The following is a 22,259-nucleotide window of genomic DNA, read 5'->3' on the forward strand; positions in this document are numbered from 1 at the left end:
AACGAAGCTATCTTACTCAAATAGCTTCGTTATATATAGGTGTTATTTATAAAGCATTTGATCAATAATTGAATTGTAAACTGCTTTCCAGAATGTGGAATCTGTTTTATATCGATTTGAAATAATTAAATGTGTTTCTTTAACTTTATCTTCATAATCCGGGTGATCTTTACTTGGTAAAGTATCTTCACATAAATTCGTAACAAATGATTGAACTTCTTTAGCACGTGGACCCCAAACTGTTTCTTGTTCATAATTATCATTTAAAAATACAAAAATAGGAATTGAACGTGATTTTCCATTTGTTAAATATTGGTCTATAAGATGTGTATCATCATCTCTATGGAACACTTTGACTTCTAATTCTAGGGCTTCAGCAATATGTTTAAGTATTGGAAGATTCATCATGGCATCGCCACACCAGTCTTCGGTAATTACCAATACTTTAGAATAGTTAGATGATTTTAATTTCTGTAATCTTTCATCATCTTCAGGTAACTTAAAGGAATCATAAATTGAAACGAGATTGTCTTTATTGTCTTGCATCTGCTCAATATAAGGTCCGATGTCTTGACTGTTTTTAAAATATGTTTCTAAATTGGTCATCGAAAAAACCTCCTTTAATCATTTTATATATTATACCAATTTTCATAATGTAAATAAATTAAAATATTTTAAAAATTCTCTCATTTTAGCAAATACCTACCGTGAGATGAAACTAAATACACCTTATGCTATATTTATTATAATAAGTTGAAAGTGGTGAACATCTTTGCGCATACAGAATCGATGGATAATTAGTACGCTATTCTTAATATTAGCCATTTTACTTCTGATAGGTCTTTCATTTTATAAAAATATAAAAACCGTTGATTTATCAAGTGCATCAATAAATGGGATACATTTAAATGAACAATTTCATAAAAAGGATTTTAATGTAAATAAAAATATTAAAGTAGATCGTTACACATTTTATAATCATAAAAAGTATGATGATTTAACAGTTAAAGTACATAAAAAGAAACACGTTGTTAAAGGCATTGTACTTGTTAAAGATAAAGAGATACATACAAATTTTGGTGTTAGAATTGGGAGTCATATTGATGAAGTTATTAATGATTTAGGTAGTAATTATCAAAAAAGTAAAATAGGTAAGAACTATCAATCAATAACTTATCGAGATCGTGAACATCATATGAAATTAAGTATTTTATATAAAGATGATATCGTGAAGCGGATTGAATTCTTTAGTAAGTAACTAAATAGTTGAACATTAGTATTGCAACTAATTGAAAAAATAGATAGAAAGAGTGACAATACTATGGATAAAATTACATTTTTGAATGAATTAGAAGTCTCATTAGACGAACTACCTCGTAAAGAAAAAGATAAAAAAATGTATGATTATGAACATTACTTTTATGAAGAGGAACTGAAAGGTAAATCTGAAGCGGAAATAGTTAAAGCGTTAAAAGAGCCTAATGATATAGCTAAACAGGTCAAAGCGCATAGCGCGATTGAATATGCTGAATATAAACCAACATTTCATAATACGTTACGAGCTGTTACGGCTTCATTAAGTTTAGGTTTGCTATCAGTATTTTTAGTATTAATTCCAGTGTTTTTCATATGTATGATATTCGTTATTTTGTTTATTGTTTCCGTGTTATTAATTTGTGCACCTTTAATTTTAGTCTTATCGTCTTTATATAAAGGTATACATGATTCAGTAAGTAATATTCTTTTTTCAATAGCATATACAGGACTCGGATTAATGTTGATTGTTATAACATTTAAAGTATTAGAAACGATATATAGACTCATTCTAAAATATTTGAGATGGTATATTAAAACAGTTAAAGGAAGCGTTCGAAGATGAGAAAGATAATGTTTTCAGGTCTTATCATTTTTCTTGTTTTCTTTATAGGTGCTACAGTTTGCTGGTTCACCTTTGAAAAACAGAATTATGAAGAAACGAAAATTAATAAATCCTATCCTAACTCTAATTTTAAAAATATATCAATAAACACAGAATATACTAATGTTAAGGTGGTTAAAGGCTCTAAATTTAAAGTGAAATATAATGGGGATAATAAAGTAAACTTAGTTAACAAGAATAAAACACTGAAAATTTCAGAAGTGAAAAATGTTGATAGAGGCTACGCTATTAATTTAAATCCGTTTAGAAAAGATGACAATCAGATTGTTATCGAAGTGCCAAATGGAAAATTAAATGCTTTTTCTTATGTATCTAAAGGTGGTCATTTGAACGTAGATAATATTACTACTAATCATTTAAATTTACTGAGTACCAATTGTTATGTGAAATTAAAAAATCTAAATGTTAATGATTCAGATATTAAGGCTAATAGCGCACAATTTTTAATTAAAAAATCTACTTTTAAAAATAATAATGTAAATCTAAATAGTGGGTTTATAAATGTTTATGATAGTAATATTTGCGATTCTATTTTTCTATTAGGAGAAGGAGATATTTATTTTAATAGCATGTCACCAAGAAGCGATATCAAGGCTTCTACTAAAAAAGGTGATATTCATTATTCTTATAAAGATAAACCAGAAAATACTTTGTTGAAATTACAACCAGGTAAAGGAAAGGCTTTAATTGAGAATAAACACTTTCATGAAAGTAAAGTAGGTAAGAGTGACAATATTCTTGAATTCTATACAGTTGATGGGGATATAGTTATAAAATAAAGGAAGATAAAGTACAAAACGAGACAAGTTTAATTGTTCTCGTTTTGTACTTTTTTAATGTGTGGCAAAAGTTAAATCTGTATCAATGACGCCTTCAAATGTTCTTTGCGTGAGCTCTTCGACTTTAAGCCAAGCATTAAAATCTATACTTGAAGGTATCTGATTCTCACCTAAAGACATCCATGCCGTAAGTGATTGTGGTTCGTACATCGATGTATGAATGGTACCAGACCAACTGTTGAAAAGTTTGCTATATATGTCGTATTGTGGATCATTAAATAATTTGAATGCTTGATGCTTATCAAGTTGTGTATGTGTTTGATTAATGACGCGTGCTAATCGTTCTTTAGATTCTTTAGTATAATTTCTATTTTCATGCGTTAGTAATTCAAAATGATTTGTACAAATAGTATCATATCTAACATTGATATCTCGTGGTGTAATTTCTACGATGGCATGATTTAAAGATTGGTCCATTAAAATATAACTAAAAGAACTACGGTGTGGTATCTCTTTTAACAGTTGAATCGCTTCGTCGACATTTTTACAGAGTTCTAATATTAATCTACCTACCATATAACAAACGAATCCATTTGCTGGTTTTTTACGATGCATAAAATTATATGCCATTACTAAACCAGCTTCATTCATACCGTCCATACGTCCAGTTACTCTTGATGTTGGACCAATTTGTGCTAATCCGCCATCATTTGGTTGGTATAATAAATATCTGCCATCATAAGTAGCAGGATGATAATCATAATTTCTTACTAAATAATCCGCCCCGTTAAATACGGTACAACCACTCTCTTTTAAATCAGTAAAACGATAATGTGCAAAGTTTAAAATCATTTGACGTGTTGGTAACTTTAATACATCCTGCATACCCATGAGTTCTTCCCAAATTTTAGGTGCATATGTTTGAAAAATAGAATGTGTTTCGTTAATATCTATATCAAATCTAGGAATTCGCTTTTTCCATTCTTTTTCTCTGTTTTTCAAGAGGTCAGTTTGTTTTAACCATTTGGCGGTTTGTACGCCTAAATCATAATGTGAACCTCTATAGCTCATAATTTCAGATTGAACGTTTTGCATATGAAAGTACTCCTTAATCAAAATTCACACTTTGTAATATAATGTTAATGTTACATTAATTGTTATTTTATGTAATTATATATATAATAAAATTGTAATTAGTTACTGATAGCATTGAGAAATAATTTATTTTGGGGTGATATCATGCGTAGCAAATATGATTATATAAAAGGCGCAATTTATAATTGGTGGCATAAATAATTATAATATTGCACTGACGGCTGATGAATAAATCAGTCGTCTTTTTTTATAGGTATATCTTATCATAAAAATTTTTATAAAGAGAGCTTATAAAAATAGTAAAAAGGGTATGTATTTATTGATAACGATAAATATGCTATCATAATGTATTGTAGATATGCATATAAAATATAGAGGTGAATTTTAATGTGGAACTTTATTAAAGGTTTATTTAAATTTGTATTTAGTTTAGTAGCTATCACTATAGTTGTTGTAGGTGTAGGTGTAGTTGCATTTGCTTATATTTTCAAAAAAGACTTTGAAGATATCGAAAGAAAAACTAAAGAAATCGTTTCAGATATCGAAAATAATAATTAATTTAAAGATTAAATTAATGAAAGCGTCACTGATGAAATTGTCATCAGTGGCTTTTTTATTTGCTTGAGTTTGAAAAGAAATTAAGTAGGGGAAATACGCACGATGTCTAATAAAGAAAGTTTGAATTTATCAGAAGAATGAGATGGATAGCCTTCAACTTCAAAAGTTATAGCATCAATACGTTCAATATTAAGTTCGATAGATTTAAAGTATCCGTCATCATAATACTGTACAACTACTGGCTGATTTAACTGCAAGGACTGATGTAAACGAAAATTCAAATCAGATAATTGATCATCAGAAAGTACAGGGCGATCAACCTTATTTTGATCTATGATATATTGATGAATCGTTTCAAATTGTTCAGGTAAGGTAGCAAATGGTTATATGTATTAATAATTTTAGAGTTTAATTTGTATAATATGTATAAAAATATTGCGAGATATTCAACAGAAAAAATTGTTATCTTAACTAATTTTATTACGTATTATATGTATAATATGAAAATAGTAAATGTGTATTCTAACAGTGGAAAGAACTTTATGATAATTGATAGTAATTTAAATCCAGTCGAAGATGTTACCTATTATTTAAAGTATTTAGAGAGTGTTAATAAAAGTGAGAATACTTTAAAGACTTATGCATATTGTTTAAAAAGATATTTTGTGTACCTCGAATTTAAAAATAAAGGTCATAAAGAGGTAACTTTTGATGATTTAGTTGATTTTGTTTTGTGGTTAAAGTCACCAAATAAATATGAAAAAGTTATATTTAAAGATAAATCATTATATGGAAAAAGTGCTAAAACTATTAATTTAACTATCACTGTAGTTACTAACTTTTATGATTATTTATTTAGAACTAAAAAATCTAAAATTGACGTTGCTAAATCAATTTTAATAGAAAGAGGTCATCGTTCTTCTTATAAAAGATTTTTAGATCATGTAAATATAAATGATTTATTATATACAAATACACTAAAAGTAAAAGTGCCAAAAGAAAAAAGGAAAATATTGAGTACCAGTGAAATAAAAGAGTTAATAAAAGCGTCAAATAACATTAGGGATAAATTTATGATTCAATTATTATATGAAACGGGATTGCGTATTGGGGAATTGTTGTCACTTTACATAGATGATATTAAATATGATTTGACTAATGGACATTAAATTATTTTGAAAAATAGAAAAAATAAAAATGGAGCCAGATTAAAAAGTGGAGAACGTAAAATATACATTTCACAATCTTTGATTGATTTATATGATGATTATTTATATGAAGTTTCAACTGATTCTGAATTTTTGTTTATTAAAGTTAAAGGTAAAAATGTTGGAGAACCTTTAGATTATAATGACGTAAATTCAATATTTAAACGTTTAAGAAAGAAAACTGGAATTATGGTTCATCCTCACTTGTTAAGGCACACTCATGCTACTATTTTTTACAATAAAAGTAAAAATATAAAACAAGTTCAAGAACGACTTGGACACAGTAATATACAAACCACTATGGATTTGTATATTCATAATAATGATCAGATTATCCGTGAAAATTGGGAAAAAGTAAAAGATTTATTCCAAATATTTGAATAGGAGATTCACATGAATAATAGCGTCCAAAATACAGATGATTTTTTGCAAAACAAATTGAAAAAAGAACTTTGCTTTTTGAAAAGTAAGAGTATAAATCTTGAGGGGATGTTGTTTATACCGATATCTATAGTGATTATTTCTACAAAAATGATGTATGGCACATTTCTAATTTTAAGATTTTTAATCAATTTCAAGATGATTTGAATAGATATAATGGTAAAAGAAAAAATATATTTTTTAGATTTCAAAACGAGTATTTAAATTTAGAATTCAAGTATATCTGCCTGAAATTAATTACTACTGAATATTGGTCTTTAAATTCTTTATTTAATGGTGGTGCAGTACATATTAATAAATTAGCTACTTTCTTCAATGAAAAGTTTCCAAATATAAACTCATTATTAGATTACGAATTTAATAGTATAGAGACTGAATGGATTAAATGGTTAAAAAATCAAAATGTAACCACTATAAAAAGATCGAAAAGTATCGTTTTTGGAAATTATGAAGCAAAAACGCCTATAGCTTCAAGCTTAAAAAAATTATATAGACTGTTCTCAAAAATGATTGATAGTAGAGAAGAGTGGGATAAAGATTTATGGGATATAAGAAATTTAGAAATGTATGGATTGACTTATAATAAAACACTTACAGGAAATTATCTAAATTTTAAAAAGATAGCTTCACTTAATATAAGAACTTCTGTAAAAAAATATTTAAAACAACGGTTATTGACCGGAAATATGAATTTTGCTACAGGCAGAATGTATGTAAGAGTTTTGACTAGGTTTTTAAATAGTATACATAATCAAGAACCTAATTGGAATGATTTAAATAAGCTAGAAAGAAAGCATATGGAAATATATTGATTTCATTTTTAAATATGCAAAAAGTAAAAACGTACGAAGTGTAAAGAATTTTGTACGTGAAGAACTTAAATTAGTTAGAAGATTTTTGAATGATATAATTATGCAAAAATATAGTATAGCACCTACAGAAGATGTAAGATTTCTATTTTTGCCACAAGATCTGCCTAAACATGAAAAACTCGAAAAAAATCAAATTGATTATATCCCAGATTTTGTATTAGATCAACTATTTGAAAATATAAATTCTTTACCTGAAGAAATTATACCTATCATTTGGATAGCATTTAAAACGGGTTTACGTATATCAGATGTATTAACTTTAAAAGATAACTGCCTTACTAAAATTAATGGTAAATATTCTATAGTTACTGATATAGCAAAAACTTTTGTAAAAGGCCATAGAATACCTATTGATGAGCAATTAGCCGATATATTAGCCGTTTTAATTGCAAATTCTAAAAGACAAAGTACTAAGGACAATAACCCTAATGATTATATATTTGTTATATACAAAGGTAAGAGAAAAGGAATGCCATATACTCAGCATTTAGTTCGTTCTCATTTAAATTATTTAGCTAAAACTAAAAATATAGTTGACGAAAAGGGAGAAATTTTTCACTTTAAAACACATCAATTTAGATATACATATGCTGTTAAATTACTTAATGGTAGAGTTGATATTCTAACTATTCAAGAATTACTAGATCATGCCTCTCCTGAAATGACACTTAGATATGCGAAACTTCTTGATGATACTAAAAAAAAGCATTTGAATCAGTTATAGATCAAGGCGCATTTTCCTTTGATATTGATGGTAAAGTAAAAAATATTAAACATAGTAGTGAGCTATCTGAGAATGCGTTGAACTCTTTATGGCAAGAGCATAAATTAAATGCTATGGACAATCCATATGGTACGTGTCATGCAAGACTAAAAGGTGATTGTCCATATATGGAAGCGCCACCCTGTTTAACTTGTAATTCAGGGAAACCTTGTAAAGATTTAGCAATAGGATTTTCAAATCTAGATGTAGAAAAGCATGTCAATCTATTAGAAAAATATGAAGACATATTAAAAAATATAAAAGATGGAAACTTTATTTTTGGTAGAAATAACAGGATGAAAAAATAGGAGGATTTATGGAAAATTATGATAGAAAAAATCAGATGAAAGAAATACATAGAAGAAAAAAAGCTAACACAGAAATAAAAGTAAACTCTACAATAGAAAGACTCCTAAAAGAAAATATAGAGATTAATTTTAATGTTGTTTCTAAATATGCAAATGTTTCGAAAGCTACTTTGTATAATCATAAAGAAATTCGAAATAAAATTGAAGAATTACGTAAACAAAACACTCAAACAAATGTAATTCAAGTCAAAAATGATGGAAAAAGTGCAATTATCGAATCCTTGAAAAGAAAAATAAAAAAATTAGAAAAAGAGAATAAATCATTAAAGGACGAAGTTAACGTTTTATATAATAAAATATATGAAAACTTTTGAAAAGTCCAATATATGCTATTGTTTTTGAAATTAAAAAAGTCGGACATAAAATATTATGATTATCCCATTCTTATTTTAGTTAGTTATTATTTTTAAGATTATTTTAAATTATGTTGCTAATATATTCCTTATACAAAGTATAATATTTATTGTTGGAAGTGTTGAAAAAGGTAAAGGCGTTTTCTGATACATTGAATTTTAAAATGAATCCAGTATAAGTTATTATATAACCGTTATGCCAATATTCTACTGTACAAATTTCATTGAACTCGAGTTTTTGATTAACTATATAATCTAGTTGGCTTAAAGCATCGTCAGATAATAATGGACTTGCAACTGTGCTTTGGTCTTGAATCATTTTATTTAATATTTCGAATTGTTCAGGCAAAGTAGCAAAAGCTCTCCATTTGATGTTTCCACGTCCTTGTGGGATTTTGGGATTCAAATATTCTCTTGGGATTTTTCTATAATCTGTTTCATATTTATATTTATCTGGAACATTAGTATTGATTAGCATAAAAACACCTCAACTGCATAATAGAACATAAGTTCTATTGTGACAAGAATTTTTAATCGTTTAGATTTGAAATTATTATCAAAAATTGTTAATTTTAATATATCAAAAAAAGTTGATGTATTATTTTGTGTATTGAGGAGGGAGAAATTTTGATAGTAAATCATGCAGGCAATTTATCTGTAGATTATTTTATTTCGTATTAAAAATTAGTTATGACTTCAAAAGACATGTGTTTAAATGAAGCTATAACATATATGAAGTGTTCTTTCTTTAATGACAATATTGAATCATTTGGAGAAATAACAGCAAATAACTTTAAACAAGCAGTTCAAAAACTCAAGTAACTACCTAATGGTTAGAATGGAAGTGATTAAATGGAAATAATCAAAGCTAATCCAAATGTAAATGAAGAAGAACGATTAGACTTTTATGAACAGATGTTTAATGCACTGGCTGATAAAATTAGGCTTAAAATCTTACGGTCAATTCGTCAAAGTGGCTCAAAGACTTTATGCGTTTGTGATTTAGAAGAATTATTAGATGTGAAACAGTCTAAACTGTCCTATCATTTAAAAAAATTAGTCGATGCAAATATACTTATTGCTAAAAAGTATGGAACATGGAATTATTATCGAATTAATGAACAACAAATACAGGTAGTTTTAAATGAAGATACTTGTTGTAAAATACTTTAAGTGTCTTCTTTTTATAATGTTTAAATCAATTTTTCTTGATTTATAAATCAAGAAATGTTGATAAATTAAATTTGGAGGCATTATACTAATGGTAGATTCAATCATGGAATTTATAAAAACGTTTTTAATGTTGTTTTTTGAATTGTTATTACTATTCATAATCGTGAGTTTCATCGTCAGTCTAATACAACAAGTTATTTCAGAAGAGAAAATAAAAAGATTTTTAAGTAAACCTAATCAAGCTATTAATTATATTCTAGGAATGGTATTTGGTGCTATTACACCTTTCTGTTCTTGTTCTACCATTCCAATACTTGCGGGACTACTAAATTCTAAAGTACCTTTTGGTCCATCAATGAGTTTCTTAATTGCTTCACCATTGATGAATCCGTTAATGCTTTTTATGTTATGGGCTTTATTAGGCTGGAAAGTAGCTGTTGTTTATTTTGTAGTACTAGCAATTTTTAGTATTTTAACAGGTTTAGTATTTTCAAAAATGAATTTAGCAGAAAGCTATAAAGGAGTTAATGTTAAAGGAGACGGTTTTTTTGCTAATAAAACAGGATCTCGTTTTAAACAAGCAATAAATGATGCTTGGGCATTCTTATATCCAATGCTTCCTTATTTATTTATTGGTGTGTTTATTGGTGCCTTTATATATGGATTTGTACCTGAAACTTTTATCACTAAATATGCAAGTGGAAACGGCATTATATCTGTGTTCATTGCTTCTGTTATAGGTATTCCTATGTATATCAGACCTGAAACAATGTTACCTATAGCTGAAGCATTAGTATCAAAAGGGATGTCATTAGGGACAGTTGTCGCATTAATAATTGGTGGTGCTGGTGCAAGTATTCCAGAAGTTGTATTACTATCTAAATTATTCAAGAAAAAATTTGTAGTATCTTTTATTATCGCAATTTTAGTTGTAGCTATTGCTACAGGGTTAATAATTAATATGATTTTATAAGTTTAAGGAGGATAAATTAATGAATCAAGAAAATTCAGTAATCAATAGATATGGAAAAGCTGCTAAAACATATGAAAAGAATTTATGTTGTCCAGTCGAATACGATACAAAGTACTTAAAGATTATACCTGATGAAATTATAGAAAAAGATTATGGTTGTGGTGATCCTTTAGGTAAGATCAAGAAAGGAGATACTGTGTTAGATTTAGGTTCTGGGGGAGGAAAAGTTCCTTATATAGTATCTCAAATTGTGGGAGAAACGGGTAAAGTTATTGGCGTAGATATGAATGATGATATGTTAAACCTTGCTAAAAAATATCAGAATCAAATGATTGAAAGAATTGGTTATGATAATGTCATTTTTCATAAAGGGAAAATTCAAAACTTAAAATTAAATTTAGAAGAACTCGATAAATATATACAAGAACATCCTGCTAACAACTTAGATACTTATCAATCTATTAATCAATATATTAATTACTTAGAAAATGAAATGACTATGATAAAGGATAATAGTATAGATGTAGTTATCTCTAATTGTGTTTTAAATTTAGTTTCAACAGAGGATAAAGAATCACTGTTCAGAGAAATTTACCGTGTTTTAAAGAATAGTGGTAAAGCAGTCATATCAGATATTGTTTCTAACGTAGAGGTACCAGAAAAGTTAAGACAAGATGAAAACTTATGGAGTGGTTGTTATTCAGGTGCTATTGAGGAAAAAGCTTTTATTGAAGCTTTCGAAAATGTAGGATTCTATGGTATAGAAATTGATAAACGTGAAAATACATGGACTTCTATTGAAGGTATTGATTTTAGAAGTATGACAGTAATTGCTCATAAGGGAAAAGAAGGCCCATATATTGACAAAAATCAATCTGTAATTTACAAAGGTCCGTTTAAACACATTGAAGACGATGATGATCATATCTTTGAACGTGGCGAAAAAACTTTTGTTTGTGAAAAGACATTTAATATATTAAAACAGTCGCCGTATAAGGAAGCATTTGAATTTATAGAGGAAAACGAAGAAATAGTTCATAAAAATGATTGTTGCGATACATCATGCGGTTGTTAAATAACAATTAAAGGAGGTGTTATAATGGAAAAAAATACATTTAAAAAAGCAATTTCTAAATTAAAACCTAAAGAACAAGCTTGTTGCTCTGTGGAAATTGAAGAAAAGGAAGAAAACAAAAAAGAAAAAGACCAACAAAAAAATGATAATTGTTGTTAAAAATGATGTAGGAGAATTATTTGAATTCTCCTACATTATTTTTAAGTAATAGTTTATAAAAACTAACATACTGTACATAACTAATATGAAAACATATTATAATATCAATGTTTATCTTAAATTAGTACATATAACAAATGGTGCCCATTTAACCATGCCGCGGCCTTTCGGGATATTTTTATCCAATTGATTGCGTGGAATATGTCGATAGTCCAATTGATTATTATTTAAATCCGTAATCATCTTTCAATCACCTCAATATTTATACTTCTATTATACGAACGTACGTTCTGTTTTGCAAGTGGTATTTCGATAGAATCATGTGTGGTTATCAACAAATAAAATTTAAGTATAGAGGTTTATGACTAAAATCATGCCCAAACGTTTGTCTTTATATATATAATTTTAATAGAATAGAGATAAGTGATAAGGAGGCGTTGACGAAATGACTAAAGGTTATATTGGTTCATATACGAAGAAGAATGGGAAAGGGATTTATCAATTTGAATTAGATGAAAAAAAGGGACAAATAGTTGAAGTAGCGACTGGTTATCAACTAGAAGCATCAACATATGTAACAAGAAATAATCATTTTCTATATGCTATTACAAAAGAAGGAGACAATTGTGGTGTCGCAAGTTTTAAAATAGCGGAAGATGGTGAATTAACATTAATCAATAAATGTTTGGAATCTCAAAATGGCACAGGATGTTATGTTCAAGTATCGACAAATGGTGAGTTTTTATTTGAAGCGGTTTATGGTGCAGGGTTAGCTCGAATTTATCAATTAAATCCAACTACTGGTGAAATAGAGAGCTTAATTCAAGAACTAGCGCATGACTATCCACTTGGACCTCATGAAAGACAAGAACATCCTCATGTGCATTTTTTAAACGAGACACCAGATGGTCAATATGTAGTAGCAGCTGATTTAGGTACAGATCGACTTGTGTCATACACATTTAGTGAAAATGGTTTGAAAGAACATGCTGTTTCAGAATTTAATGCAGCTGATGGTACGCGTCATATTGCATTCCATGAAAATGGAAAATATGCATATGTCGTACATGAATTATCAAATGTTGTTAGCGTGACTCAATATGAAGATGGGCGTTTTGAAGAATTAGAACGTCATTTAACAATTCCAGAACATTTTGATGGTGCAACTAAACTTGCAGCAGTACATTTATCTCATGACCAACAGTTCTTATATGTAAGTAATCGCGGTCATGATAGCATTGCAATTTACAAAGTGTTAGAAAACGGAGCTAAACTTGAATTGGTTGATATTGTCAAAAGTGGCGATGCATTCCCACGAGATTTTAATATCACAGAATCAGATGATTATTTAATTTGTGCACATCAAGAAGGCCTTTCTAAATTAACGGTATTCGAAAGAGATAAAGAAACAGGTACATTAACTTTAAAAGATCAATCAACTCAGGCACCAGAAGGCGTTTGTGTCATGTTCTAAAAAATAGATCCCATAAGCGATATCGCTTATGGGATCTACTTTTTAATTTTTGAAAAATGCTTTAATATACTTAAATTTGCCTTTATAAGGTGGGAAAAATAGGCTCGACTCTAAACGTGTCGATTTAAAAGTATATGATTTATCATGAGAAAATGTATCAAATGAGTATTTGCCGTGATAGTTTCCAATACCCGATAGACCTACGCCGCCGAATGGTAAATTGGGATTTGCTAAGTGCATCAATGTATCGTTAATTGCGCCGCCACCAAAGGCAAGTTCATTAAGTACACGATGCGTTGAATTTTCATCTTCACTAAATAAATAAAGGCTTAAAGGTTTAGGACGAGACTGGATTATCTCAAAAGCTTCATCAAATTGATCATAACTGATGATTGGTAATAATGGACCAAATATTTCTTCTTGCATAATTAAATCTGAAGTTTGAATATCATCAATAATAGTGGGTTCGATGAATAAATCAGATTCATCACTATGACCACCAAAAATGATATTGCTTTTATGTTGTTGTAGTAATTCGTTTAAGCGATTAAAATGCTTTTGATTTACAATTCTGCCAAAATCTGGACTAGATTGAATGCTTTTTCCATAAAATTCATTTAAGGTTTGTTTTAATGCTTTGATAAAATCATCTTTTACTTTTCGATCTACTAAAATATAATCTGGAGCAACACATGTTTGACCTGCATTTGTAAATTTACCAAAAGCAATTCTCTCACTAGCTACTTTTAAATTAGCTGTTTCATCGATAATTACAGGAGATTTACCACCTAATTCAAGTGTTACAGGAACGAGGTTTTCACTTGCAGCTTGATAAACAATTTTACCTACTTTATCACTACCAGTGAAGAACATATAATCGAACGGTAAGTGAATAAGGTGGTCTGTTTCTTCAATACCACCTTCAACTACAGCAATATAGTAAGGTTTATAAACATCTTCAACAATTTTACGAATGACTGAAGATACATGAGGCGTTAGTTCTGATGGTTTAATAATCGCTGTGTTGCCAGCTGCAATCGCACCGATTAATGGTTCAAATGTTAATTGTACTGGGTAATTAAAGGGACCGATAATAAGAACAGTGCCATAAGGGTCTTTTTTGATATAACTTTTTGTAGGGAAAAGATAAAGTGGCGTATCTACTTGTTTTGTTTTAGACCAATTTTTAAGCTCTTTACGGGCTAATTTAATACTTTTTAACAATATACCAATTTCAGTAGCATATGCTTCAACATTACTTTTACCTAAATCTTTTTGTAAAGCTTCAAGTATCTCGTTTTCATGATGTTTAATACTCTTGCTTAACAACTTTAATTGTTGTTTTCTAAATTTAATATCTTTAGTTTGATGTGTTTTGAAAAAAGCTTTGCTATTTTCAAATAGTTGATCAATTGAATTCAAAAGTTGAACCTCCTTAAGTTGGATTTGAGATAACAATATTCTCAAGAAAAAATGCTTAACATATCTTTACCCGATTACCACAAAAATAATTAATTTTAATATAAAAAATTAACCTGAGACATTAAATCATGTCCCAGGCTCAATACAATCAAATACATTTATTACTAATAAAATTATTTAGTTAAAGCTTCAGTAATTTGAGGTACAACTTGTTTTTTACGAGATACAACACCTGTTAAGAATGCCATATCGTCTTCTAATTTAACGTTGAATGCTTCGCCAACTTTATCTTTTTCAGCACCTACAACTAAAATTTTAGAATCGCTATTAATGATATCAGTTACAACTAAAACGAATAAATCATATTTTTCTTCAGCGCTTGATTCTAGCATAGATTTTTCTAATTCTTCTTTACGATCTAATACTTCATCAATATCAACTGTGTTAACTTGAGCAATACGTGTTACGTAATCTCCCATAGTAAATGATTTAGCATCCATATCTAATAATACATCAGCAGATTTATCAGTAGTAGAAGCGCCTGCTTTAAGCATGTCTAAACCATAAGCATCTAAATCGACGTTTGCTATATCTTTTAAAGCTTTAGCTGCATTGACATCTTCATCAGTGCAAGTAGGAGATTTAAATAATAAACTATCTGAAATAATTGCAGAAATCATAAGTCCAGCAATTTCAGGTTTAATTTCAAATCCACGTTCTTTGTACATTTTGTATAGAATTGTTGCTGTACAACCAACTGGCTCTGCTCTGTAATAAAGAGGGCTAGCTGTTTCAAAGTTTGCAATTCTGTGATGATCTACAACATGTTTAATTGTGGCATCGGCAATTGTATCAGCACTTTGTTGGAATTCGTTATGGTCAACTAAAATAACATCTTGACCATCTAAATTATCTTCTAATAATTCTGGTGCATCTACTTTAAAGTGATTTAATGCATATTGAGTTTCAGCCCCAACTTCACCTAAGCGATAGGCTTTAGCGCCTGCATTTCCTGTTAATTGTTCAAAGTCAGCCATAATAATAGCTGATGAAATTGCGTCAGTATCTGGGTTTTTGTGTCCAAAAATGTAAGTGTTTGTCATGGATATATGTCTCCCTTATTCATTAGTTATTTTATTGATATTATATAGTTATTTTAGCATGACTATAGCTTATTCTTCTACCTCTGCGCCCAATGAGTTTTGAAAATGATCTAATGCCCATTCATGTCCAGATGGATTAAAGGAAGCGACGCCATTCTTCGGTACATGTATCTTATAACCTAAATTATATGCAGAAATAGCAGTGTGTAACACACATATATCAGTACAAACACCAACGATTTCTAATGTGTTAATTGTTCTTTCGCGTAATAAACTATCTAGAGGTGTACCGTAAAATGAATCGTAACGTGTTTTATCTAAGTAATGAATATTGCTTTGATGTTTATTCGCTTCATAAATTTCTCCCACAGTACCATAGAGTTGTCGTCCTGAGGTACCTGCAATATTATGGGGTGGAAATAGCTTAGATTCTGGGTGATAATTATCATTTTCGTAATGTAAATCCATCATAAAAAAGATATTGTCATTATTTTCAATATAGTGATGGATGCGATCTGTTATAAATGTTTCTAATTTTTGTCCAGGTTCTCCGCAAGATAACTTTCCGTCAGGTGCAATAAAGTCCACTGAGTAATCTACTACAATTAAAGCCTTTTTCTCCATTCAATAACATCCTTCCCAAAATAAACATAACTATTGTTTACAATCCTGTCATTCAATTTCATTAAGTTAATTAAAAATTCATCTAATATGCTTAAAAAATGTTTTATAAGATTAATCATAGTATATATATTTATCAAGAGGACTACAATTAAATATGAAACAAAGGAGAAATTGGATGTTCATAAATGTGAAAGATTTTGGCGCAGAAGGTCAAAATAAAGTAAAAGATACTAAAGCAATTCAAAAAGCATTGAACAAAGCAAAAAATGGTGAACATACGGTGTATATCCCAAAAGGGACGTATCATATTGGCAAAGCGTTAGTGATTTATGATTCTACAACACTGCTTTTAGATGATGAAACAGTATTATTGAGATATAGCAAAGATGCACTGTTAAAGAATGGAAAACCCTATATTTTCTATCATGAATATAGAGGAAATAGTCATATACATATTAAAGGTGGTACATTTGATATGAATGGCTCTAATTTTCCATATAACAATACAGCTATATGCATGGGACATGCAGAAGACATTCAATTTATAGGAGTGACTTTTAAAAATATTGTAGGTGGGCATGCCATAGATGCATGTGGCTTAAATGGATTAAGGATAGCGAATTGTTCTTTTGAAGGTTTCTTAGATATTGATGGTGATAGATTCTTTTCGGAAGCAGTACAATTGGATATCCAAGTGCCAGGTGCATTTCCAAAGTTTGGTACCACCGATGGGACGATAACTAAAAATGCCATTATAGAAAATTGTTATTTTGGACCGTCAGATGATCCTAACATGAAACCTTGGAATAGGGCGATAGGATCACATGCGAGTCGATATCATCGATATTATGAAAATATTCATATCAGAGACAATGTGTTTGATCACATTCAAGAATATGCACTAACGCCACTAAAATCTCAAAATACATTTATATCTAAAAACAAGTTCATAAATTGTGTAGGGGGCATACGTTTTTTAGGTGTCAAAGATGGTAAAAACGCAGCAGATCCTTATACTGGTAAAGACATGGGGACACAAGCAGGTTCTAATTTTAATGTGATTGGCAACGAATTTATTGGGAAAATGGAAAAGGATGCTATACACATTAGAAGTTATAATAATGTGAAACATACGCAAATATTTATTGCAGGCAATACATTTAATGATAAATCTCAAAAAATACATCTCGAAGATATCGATGATTTAACATTGAATCAAGATGATCATTTAGTGTCTATAGAAAAAAAGAATGTAGAAAACATAAAATAATACAAAAACGCTTTTCCCTAGATCTTAAAGTATGGGAGAAGCGTTCTTTATTATCTTATTTATAAAATGAACCAATAAGTTTAGTTTCAAAATCAAGTGTATTAAGGATAGTTATGACTTTTTTGACATCTTGTGATATAGGAGCATCTGCTTGAACAAAAAAGTGATATTGGCCGAGCTTAGTCTTAAGTGGTCGTGATTCAATCCATGATAAATTAATATTAAATAAAGCAAATGTATTTAATATACTCGCTAAAAGGCCGGGTTTATCGTATTTTGGTGTGATTAAAAACATTGACGTATTCGTATTGCTATCGAAATTATCATGGTTTTTAATGATTAAAAATCGTGTAGCATTGTGAGCAAAATCTTGGATATGTATATCTAAAATTTCAAAATCATAATCATTTCCGCTAGCTAGTGGAGCAATAGCCCCAATATGGTCATTAATCATATCGAAACCTTTAACAGTGCTATCAACATAATCGTAATCAAATTGATGTTTCATAATATAATTTGAGGTTTGACTAATGGCTGGTGCTATAGAATAAACTTTCTTGATATCACTTATTTGACTACCAGCTTTACCGTATAAAGCAAAATCAATATCTAAATGTAATTCACCATGTGCGTAAACATTTTGCTGTGCAAGTGAATCAGCAACGATATTAATTGTTCCTTCGATTGAATTTTCAATTGGCACAATACCTATTGAAGCAGTATCTTGAGAAACATATTTAATCACTTCGTATAAATTGGCTTTAGGTACAAAGTCATAATGTTGTATTTGATTTTGATTAACAAACTTTTGAGAAGCTAAATAGGAAAATGTACCTTTTGGACCTAAATAATATATTTGCATGCCTTCACCTCTATTGATGTGTTAATGGAAGGGGCACTTTGTCTCACTTGATTGTTTATAGAAAAAGTTTGGATCTCGCATCGTATTATCATAACCATGATGATAATTATTAGTCAGCGTCGGTGAAATAGGTGGTGCTAACCATGACCATTTACCTGTTACTTCTCTCTGATGCTTTGCTTCGTTCATTTCAAACATTTCAAATTGTTTAGAAGCTGTTAAATGATCCACAATCGATACACCTTGTGATTTAAATGAATGATAAACAGCGTAATTAAGTTCGATAAGTGCTCTATCCTTATTAAAAGAATTATTTTTAAGTGTATCAAACTCGAACGCTTCTGCAACTTTTTCTAATAAATCATAACGATAGCTATCAGTAAAATTCCTAACTGCGATTTCAGTAACCATGTACCAGCCATTAAATGGTGCAGTAGGATAGGTAATGCCGCCAATTTGTAAGTCCATATTCGAAATGATAGGTACTGCATACCATTTTAAATTTAAATCTTTCAATTTAGGGTATCGGTCATGCTCGATTATGACTTCTTTGATTATGGATTTAGGATATTCATAATATTTAATTGGTCCGTCATTGATTTGATAAATGAGGGGTAATACGTCGAAGTCTCCACCATTTCCTTGCCATCCCAAATGCTGTGCTAGCGTCGTTACATCACGTTCAGATGGGTCACCACAATTCTCATAACCTGCATAACGTATTAATTGATTATTGTAGATCTTAGGAGGTTCGTCAGGACTGAAAATCGTTATATAAGGTTTAATCTTTCCGTCGTTAGTTCCCTTGATAATATGGTCTTCAATAGCTTCTAAAAAATGTGTTTCATCATTAATATCTCTAGCATCTTTGACATTAAGTGACTCCCAAAAAAATCTACCGATACAGCGATTTGAATGTCTCCAAGCCATTTTGGCACCGTAAGTTAATTCTTCTAATGTATGCGTGTAGGTACCTGTTTTTAGAATCTCATGATTAATTTCTTTAATTCTATTATCGATTTCATCTTGCGTATAATTTAATTCAGAATACATCGTTTGGATAAATGTTGTTGCTTTATCTATTAACATTTCAAACACCTCATTAGTATTATAATCGACACGATTGATTTACACATTCAATAATGATAATTGTCACGAATTTGTCGCAACGTCTAAGATATATGGGCAAAGTCATATGATACTTGAAAGTAAATTTTGATAGAATTCATTTATATGAGGGGCGTAAAAGCAATTCAGTTGTTACCTAGTTAAATTGAATTATGATAAAATACTAATAAAAGAATGGTCGAAATGGAGAGATACGAGTGTACCAATTTGAAGACGACAGTTTGATGTTACAAAATGATTTATATCAAATTAATATGGCTGAAAGTTATTGGAATGATGGTATTCATGAAAGAATGGCTGTATTTGATTTATACTTTAGAAGTATGCCATTTAATGGTGGTTATGCTGTTTTTAATGGACTTAAACGTGTTATAGATTTTATGGATAATTTTGGTTTCTCAGAAACAGATATTGAATATTTAAGATCAATTGGTTATCAAGATGACTTTTTAGATTATCTGAAAAATTTAAAATTTACAGGACATATTCATTCAATGCAAGAAGGAGAAATATGTTTTGGAAATGAACCGTTGATGAGAGTAGAAGCCCCATTAATTCAAGCTCAATTGTTGGAAACAGTATTATTAAACATTATTAACTTCCACACGCTCATTGCTACGAAAGCAAGTCGTATTCGTCAAATAGCGAATGACGATATTCTTATGGAATTTGGGACACGTCGTGGTCAAGAGTTAGATGCAGCATTATGGGGTGCTAGAGCTGCTTATATTGGTGGTTTTAATTCGACAAGTAATGTACGAGCAGGAAAATTATTTGGAATACCTGTATCAGGTACACATGCGCATGCACTCGTACAAACTTACGGTGATGAATACATTGCATTTAAAAAATATGCAGAACGCCATAAAGATTGTGTATTTTTAGTAGATACCTTCCACACTTTAAAATCAGGTGTACCTACAGCTATTAAAGTTGCCAAAGAATTAGGTGATAAAATCAATTTTATAGGTATACGTTTGGATTCAGGGGACATCGCATATCTTTCTAAAGAAGCACGTCGGATGTTAGATGAAGCAGGATTTAAAGATGCCAAAATAATCGCGTCCAATGATTTAGATGAGGAAACAATAACAAGTCTGAAAGCACAAGGTGCTAAAGTAGATTCATGGGGTGTAGGTACGAAACTTATAACTGGCTTCGACCAACCAGCATTAGGTGCTGTATACAAATTAGTTGCTATTGAAAATAGTGATGGGGAATACAGTGACCGTATCAAATTATCTAATAATGCAGAAAAAGTTACGACACCTGGTAAGAAAAATGTATATCGAATCATTAATAAGAAAACTGGTAAAGCTGAAGGGGATTATATTACTTTACATGGTGAAGATCCAACTAAAGAAAAACCTTTAAAATTATTCCATCCAGTCCATACATTTAAAATGAAATTTATTAAATCATTTGAAGCTATTGATTTACATCATGCTATTTTTGAAAATGGTCAACTCGTTTATGATTTGCCAAATGTTCATGATGCCCAAGCTTATTTAACAGAAGGACTTAAAACATTTTGGGACGAAAATAAACGTTATTTAAATCCACAAGAGTATCCAGTTGATTTAAGTACTGCTTGTTGGGAAAATAAACATAAACGCATCTTTGAAGTGGCTGAGCATGTTAAAGAAATGGAGGAAGACCATGAGTAATTTACAAGATATCGTAGTAAGAGAGATGAAGGTAAAACCTCAAATTGATGTTGAAAAAGAAGTACAAGAGATTAAACAATTTGTAAAGAGTTATGTACAATCTCATTCATTTATCAAATCATTAGTGCTGGGTATTTCTGGTGGTCAAGATTCAACATTAGCTGGTCGCCTTGTTCAATTAGCTGTTAATGAATTACGTGAAGAAGGTAGAGAATGTCAATTTATAGCTGTAAAACTACCTTATGGTGTCCAGTCAGACGCAGATGAAGTAGAAGACGCGCTAGCCTTCATTAACCCTGACCAAACGATTACCGTCAATATTAAACCTGCAGTAGATACAAGTATAAAATCACTACAAGAAGCAGGGATTCAATTAACAGATTTCCAAAAAGGAAATGAAAAGGCAAGAGAGCGTATGAAAGTACAATTTTCAATTGCTTCCAATCAATCAGGTATTGTTGTGGGAACGGATCATTCTGCAGAAAATATCACTGGGTTTTATACTAAATATGGTGATGGTGCAGCTGATATCGCGCCATTATTTGGACTGAATAAACGTCAAGGTCGAGCATTACTAAAATATTTAGATGCGCCAGCACATTTATATAAAAAAACACCTACAGCAGATTTAGAAGAGGATAAACCACAATTACCTGATGAAGAAGCTTTAGGCGTAACTTATAATGATATAGATGACTATTTAGAAGGCAAAGAGGTTTCAAGCGAAGCGAAAGAAACGATTGAAAATCATTATGTTAAAAATGCACATAAACGTGAACTCGCTTATACACGTTATTCTTGGCCTAAAAATTAGAAAGTAAGCTATAAACGAATCGAAATGTAGAACATACTTTTTAATCAATTTTACAATTAATGATGCTATTAATTATTTTATAATACTAAAGTTAAAATTTGACGTGACAAAGCTAAAAATGCCTGTTAAAATAATTTGA

General features: G+C 29.8%; 21 protein-coding genes and 3 pseudogenes. 15 read left to right on the top strand and 9 right to left on the bottom strand.

Annotated elements, in window-relative coordinates:
- Window positions 1–42: 42 nt before the first annotated feature.
- Complete coding sequence (locus tag AC2D8K_RS05815) at window positions 43–606, bottom strand: thioredoxin family protein (RefSeq protein ID WP_002452235.1); 564 nt, start codon at window positions 604–606, stop codon at window positions 43–45.
- Between the two features lie 166 nt (window positions 607–772).
- Between AC2D8K_RS05815 and AC2D8K_RS05820 the strand changes: the two genes are divergently transcribed.
- The 3 genes from AC2D8K_RS05820 to AC2D8K_RS05830 all read left to right on the top strand — a co-directional run bounded on the left by AC2D8K_RS05820 (window position 773) and on the right by AC2D8K_RS05830 (window position 2,718).
- Window positions 773–1,258 (top strand): hypothetical protein, encoded by a 486-nt coding sequence (locus AC2D8K_RS05820; RefSeq protein ID WP_002452236.1) that lies wholly within the window; start codon window positions 773–775, stop codon window positions 1,256–1,258.
- Between the two features lie 63 nt (window positions 1,259–1,321).
- The gene (locus tag AC2D8K_RS05825) at window positions 1,322–1,879 is read left to right on the top strand and encodes an HAAS signaling domain-containing protein (RefSeq protein WP_002452237.1); all 558 of its coding nucleotides are present in this window, start codon (window positions 1,322–1,324) and stop codon (window positions 1,877–1,879) included.
- Entirely contained in the window at window positions 1,876–2,718 is an 843-nt protein-coding gene (locus tag AC2D8K_RS05830; protein WP_037552621.1) for a DUF4097 family beta strand repeat-containing protein, read from the top strand. Before AC2D8K_RS05825 ends, AC2D8K_RS05830 begins: the two co-directional genes overlap by 4 nt.
- 54 nt (window positions 2,719–2,772) lie before the next feature.
- Here the strand turns inward: AC2D8K_RS05830 and AC2D8K_RS05835 are convergent, their stop codons facing one another.
- On the bottom strand, window positions 2,773–3,813 hold the full coding sequence (locus AC2D8K_RS05835; RefSeq protein ID WP_002452239.1) for a C45 family autoproteolytic acyltransferase/hydrolase: 1,041 nt from the start codon (window positions 3,811–3,813) through the stop codon (window positions 2,773–2,775).
- A 387-nt stretch (window positions 3,814–4,200) separates the two neighbouring features.
- On the opposite strand from AC2D8K_RS05835, the gene AC2D8K_RS05840 reads away from it, so the two are divergent.
- Entirely contained in the window at window positions 4,201–4,371 is a 171-nt protein-coding gene (locus tag AC2D8K_RS05840) for a hypothetical protein (RefSeq protein WP_002452240.1), read from the top strand.
- 80 nt (window positions 4,372–4,451) lie between these two features.
- On the opposite strand, the pseudogene AC2D8K_RS05845 reads toward AC2D8K_RS05840, so the two are convergent.
- Window positions 4,452–4,754 (bottom strand): annotated as a pseudogene (locus AC2D8K_RS05845) (YolD-like family protein); the annotation flags it as partial.
- A 117-nt stretch (window positions 4,755–4,871) separates the two neighbouring features.
- Here AC2D8K_RS05845 and AC2D8K_RS05850 point away from each other — a divergent pair.
- From AC2D8K_RS05850 to AC2D8K_RS05860, 3 genes and pseudogenes are all read left to right on the top strand, one after another.
- Window positions 4,872–5,963, top strand: a pseudogene (locus AC2D8K_RS05850) (tyrosine-type recombinase/integrase).
- Window positions 5,964–5,972: 9 nt separating this feature from the next.
- Window positions 5,973–7,963 (top strand): annotated as a pseudogene (locus AC2D8K_RS05855) (tyrosine-type recombinase/integrase).
- 8 nt (window positions 7,964–7,971) lie between these two features.
- Window positions 7,972–8,337, top strand: coding sequence for a DUF6262 family protein (locus AC2D8K_RS05860; RefSeq protein WP_002452247.1), 366 nt, complete (start codon window positions 7,972–7,974; stop codon window positions 8,335–8,337).
- Window positions 8,338–8,440: 103 nt separating this feature from the next.
- Here AC2D8K_RS05860 and AC2D8K_RS05865 read toward each other — a convergent pair whose 3' ends face one another.
- On the bottom strand, window positions 8,441–8,854 hold the full coding sequence (locus AC2D8K_RS05865; RefSeq protein WP_002452248.1) for a YolD-like family protein: 414 nt from the start codon (window positions 8,852–8,854) through the stop codon (window positions 8,441–8,443).
- 374 nt (window positions 8,855–9,228) lie between these two features.
- Between AC2D8K_RS05865 and AC2D8K_RS05870 the strand changes: the two genes are divergently transcribed.
- From AC2D8K_RS05870 to pglS, 5 genes are all read left to right on the top strand, one after another.
- Window positions 9,229–9,549, top strand: coding sequence for an ArsR/SmtB family transcription factor (locus AC2D8K_RS05870; RefSeq protein ID WP_002452250.1), 321 nt, complete (start codon window positions 9,229–9,231; stop codon window positions 9,547–9,549).
- A gap of 88 nt (window positions 9,550–9,637) precedes the next feature.
- On the top strand, window positions 9,638–10,522 hold the full coding sequence (locus AC2D8K_RS05875; protein ID WP_107536298.1) for a permease: 885 nt from the start codon (window positions 9,638–9,640) through the stop codon (window positions 10,520–10,522).
- A gap of 19 nt (window positions 10,523–10,541) precedes the next feature.
- Window positions 10,542–11,597 carry a methyltransferase domain-containing protein gene (locus tag AC2D8K_RS05880; RefSeq protein ID WP_484698208.1) on the top strand — a complete coding sequence of 352 codons (1,056 nt, stop codon included), beginning with the start codon at window positions 10,542–10,544 and terminating at the stop codon, window positions 11,595–11,597.
- A gap of 24 nt (window positions 11,598–11,621) precedes the next feature.
- On the top strand, window positions 11,622–11,756 hold the full coding sequence (locus AC2D8K_RS05885; protein ID WP_002452253.1) for a hypothetical protein: 135 nt from the start codon (window positions 11,622–11,624) through the stop codon (window positions 11,754–11,756).
- 445 nt (window positions 11,757–12,201) lie between these two features.
- On the top strand, window positions 12,202–13,230 hold the full coding sequence (pglS, locus tag AC2D8K_RS05890; protein WP_002452255.1) for a 6-phosphogluconolactonase: 1,029 nt from the start codon (window positions 12,202–12,204) through the stop codon (window positions 13,228–13,230).
- Window positions 13,231–13,272: 42 nt separating this feature from the next.
- On the opposite strand, the gene AC2D8K_RS05895 is transcribed toward pglS, so the two are convergent.
- From AC2D8K_RS05895 to AC2D8K_RS05905, 3 genes are all read right to left on the bottom strand, one after another.
- Window positions 13,273–14,652, bottom strand: coding sequence for an aldehyde dehydrogenase (locus AC2D8K_RS05895; RefSeq protein ID WP_002452256.1), 1,380 nt, complete (start codon window positions 14,650–14,652; stop codon window positions 13,273–13,275).
- 173 nt (window positions 14,653–14,825) lie between these two features.
- The gene (locus AC2D8K_RS05900) at window positions 14,826–15,755 is read right to left on the bottom strand and encodes a manganese-dependent inorganic pyrophosphatase (protein WP_002452257.1); all 930 of its coding nucleotides are present in this window, start codon (window positions 15,753–15,755) and stop codon (window positions 14,826–14,828) included.
- Window positions 15,756–15,824: 69 nt separating this feature from the next.
- Window positions 15,825–16,379: a cysteine hydrolase family protein gene (locus AC2D8K_RS05905; protein WP_002452258.1), complete on the bottom strand. Its 555-nt coding sequence runs from the start codon at window positions 16,377–16,379 to the stop codon at window positions 15,825–15,827.
- 175 nt (window positions 16,380–16,554) lie between these two features.
- Between AC2D8K_RS05905 and AC2D8K_RS05910 the strand changes: the two genes are divergently transcribed.
- Window positions 16,555–17,649: a glycosyl hydrolase family 28-related protein gene (locus tag AC2D8K_RS05910; protein WP_002452259.1), complete on the top strand. Its 1,095-nt coding sequence runs from the start codon at window positions 16,555–16,557 to the stop codon at window positions 17,647–17,649.
- 55 nt (window positions 17,650–17,704) lie between these two features.
- On the opposite strand, the gene AC2D8K_RS05915 is transcribed toward AC2D8K_RS05910, so the two are convergent.
- Both AC2D8K_RS05915 and AC2D8K_RS05920 read right to left on the bottom strand, forming a co-directional pair.
- Window positions 17,705–18,511, bottom strand: a complete 807-nt coding sequence (locus tag AC2D8K_RS05915; RefSeq protein ID WP_002452260.1) for a prephenate dehydratase — start codon at window positions 18,509–18,511, stop codon at window positions 17,705–17,707.
- A gap of 21 nt (window positions 18,512–18,532) precedes the next feature.
- Window positions 18,533–19,600: a nitric oxide synthase oxygenase gene (locus tag AC2D8K_RS05920; RefSeq protein ID WP_037552625.1), complete on the bottom strand. Its 1,068-nt coding sequence runs from the start codon at window positions 19,598–19,600 to the stop codon at window positions 18,533–18,535.
- 236 nt (window positions 19,601–19,836) lie between these two features.
- Here AC2D8K_RS05920 and AC2D8K_RS05925 point away from each other — a divergent pair, with 236 nt between their 5' ends.
- Window positions 19,837–21,306 (top strand): nicotinate phosphoribosyltransferase, encoded by a 1,470-nt coding sequence (locus tag AC2D8K_RS05925; protein ID WP_075777797.1) that lies wholly within the window; start codon window positions 19,837–19,839, stop codon window positions 21,304–21,306.
- A complete protein-coding gene (gene nadE, locus AC2D8K_RS05930; RefSeq protein ID WP_002452263.1) occupies window positions 21,299–22,120 on the top strand; it encodes an ammonia-dependent NAD(+) synthetase in 822 nt (273 codons plus the stop codon). The genes AC2D8K_RS05925 and nadE overlap by 8 nt, the downstream gene beginning before the upstream one ends.
- Window positions 22,121–22,259 lie beyond the last annotated feature (139 nt).

Source organism: Staphylococcus sp. 510, from assembly GCF_057219715.1.

What these genes read in the sequence shown, in the direction of transcription:
- AC2D8K_RS05905 (WP_002452258.1), bottom strand. Translation starts at nt 16,379, where the DNA reads ATGGAGAAAAAGGCTTTAATTGTAGTAGATTACTCAGTGGACTTTATT.
- AC2D8K_RS05815 (WP_002452235.1), bottom strand. Translation starts at nt 606, where the DNA reads ATGACCAATTTAGAAACATATTTTAAAAACAGTCAAGACATCGGACCT.
- AC2D8K_RS05865 (WP_002452248.1), bottom strand. Translation starts at nt 8,854, where the DNA reads ATGCTAATCAATACTAATGTTCCAGATAAATATAAATATGAAACAGAT.
- AC2D8K_RS05910 (WP_002452259.1), top strand. Translation starts at nt 16,555, where the DNA reads ATGTTCATAAATGTGAAAGATTTTGGCGCAGAAGGTCAAAATAAAGTA.
- AC2D8K_RS05835 (WP_002452239.1), bottom strand. Translation starts at nt 3,813, where the DNA reads ATGCAAAACGTTCAATCTGAAATTATGAGCTATAGAGGTTCACATTAT.
- AC2D8K_RS05840 (WP_002452240.1), top strand. Translation starts at nt 4,201, where the DNA reads ATGTGGAACTTTATTAAAGGTTTATTTAAATTTGTATTTAGTTTAGTA.
- pglS (WP_002452255.1), top strand. Translation starts at nt 12,202, where the DNA reads ATGACTAAAGGTTATATTGGTTCATATACGAAGAAGAATGGGAAAGGG.
- AC2D8K_RS05870 (WP_002452250.1), top strand. Translation starts at nt 9,229, where the DNA reads ATGGAAATAATCAAAGCTAATCCAAATGTAAATGAAGAAGAACGATTA.
- AC2D8K_RS05875 (WP_107536298.1), top strand. Translation starts at nt 9,638, where the DNA reads ATGGTAGATTCAATCATGGAATTTATAAAAACGTTTTTAATGTTGTTT.
- AC2D8K_RS05915 (WP_002452260.1), bottom strand. Translation starts at nt 18,511, where the DNA reads ATGCAAATATATTATTTAGGTCCAAAAGGTACATTTTCCTATTTAGCT.
- AC2D8K_RS05885 (WP_002452253.1), top strand. Translation starts at nt 11,622, where the DNA reads ATGGAAAAAAATACATTTAAAAAAGCAATTTCTAAATTAAAACCTAAA.
- AC2D8K_RS05860 (WP_002452247.1), top strand. Translation starts at nt 7,972, where the DNA reads ATGGAAAATTATGATAGAAAAAATCAGATGAAAGAAATACATAGAAGA.
- AC2D8K_RS05880 (WP_484698208.1), top strand. Translation starts at nt 10,542, where the DNA reads ATGAATCAAGAAAATTCAGTAATCAATAGATATGGAAAAGCTGCTAAA.
- AC2D8K_RS05825 (WP_002452237.1), top strand. Translation starts at nt 1,322, where the DNA reads ATGGATAAAATTACATTTTTGAATGAATTAGAAGTCTCATTAGACGAA.
- AC2D8K_RS05900 (WP_002452257.1), bottom strand. Translation starts at nt 15,755, where the DNA reads ATGACAAACACTTACATTTTTGGACACAAAAACCCAGATACTGACGCA.
- AC2D8K_RS05830 (WP_037552621.1), top strand. Translation starts at nt 1,876, where the DNA reads ATGAGAAAGATAATGTTTTCAGGTCTTATCATTTTTCTTGTTTTCTTT.
- nadE (WP_002452263.1), top strand. Translation starts at nt 21,299, where the DNA reads ATGAGTAATTTACAAGATATCGTAGTAAGAGAGATGAAGGTAAAACCT.
- AC2D8K_RS05920 (WP_037552625.1), bottom strand. Translation starts at nt 19,600, where the DNA reads ATGTTAATAGATAAAGCAACAACATTTATCCAAACGATGTATTCTGAA.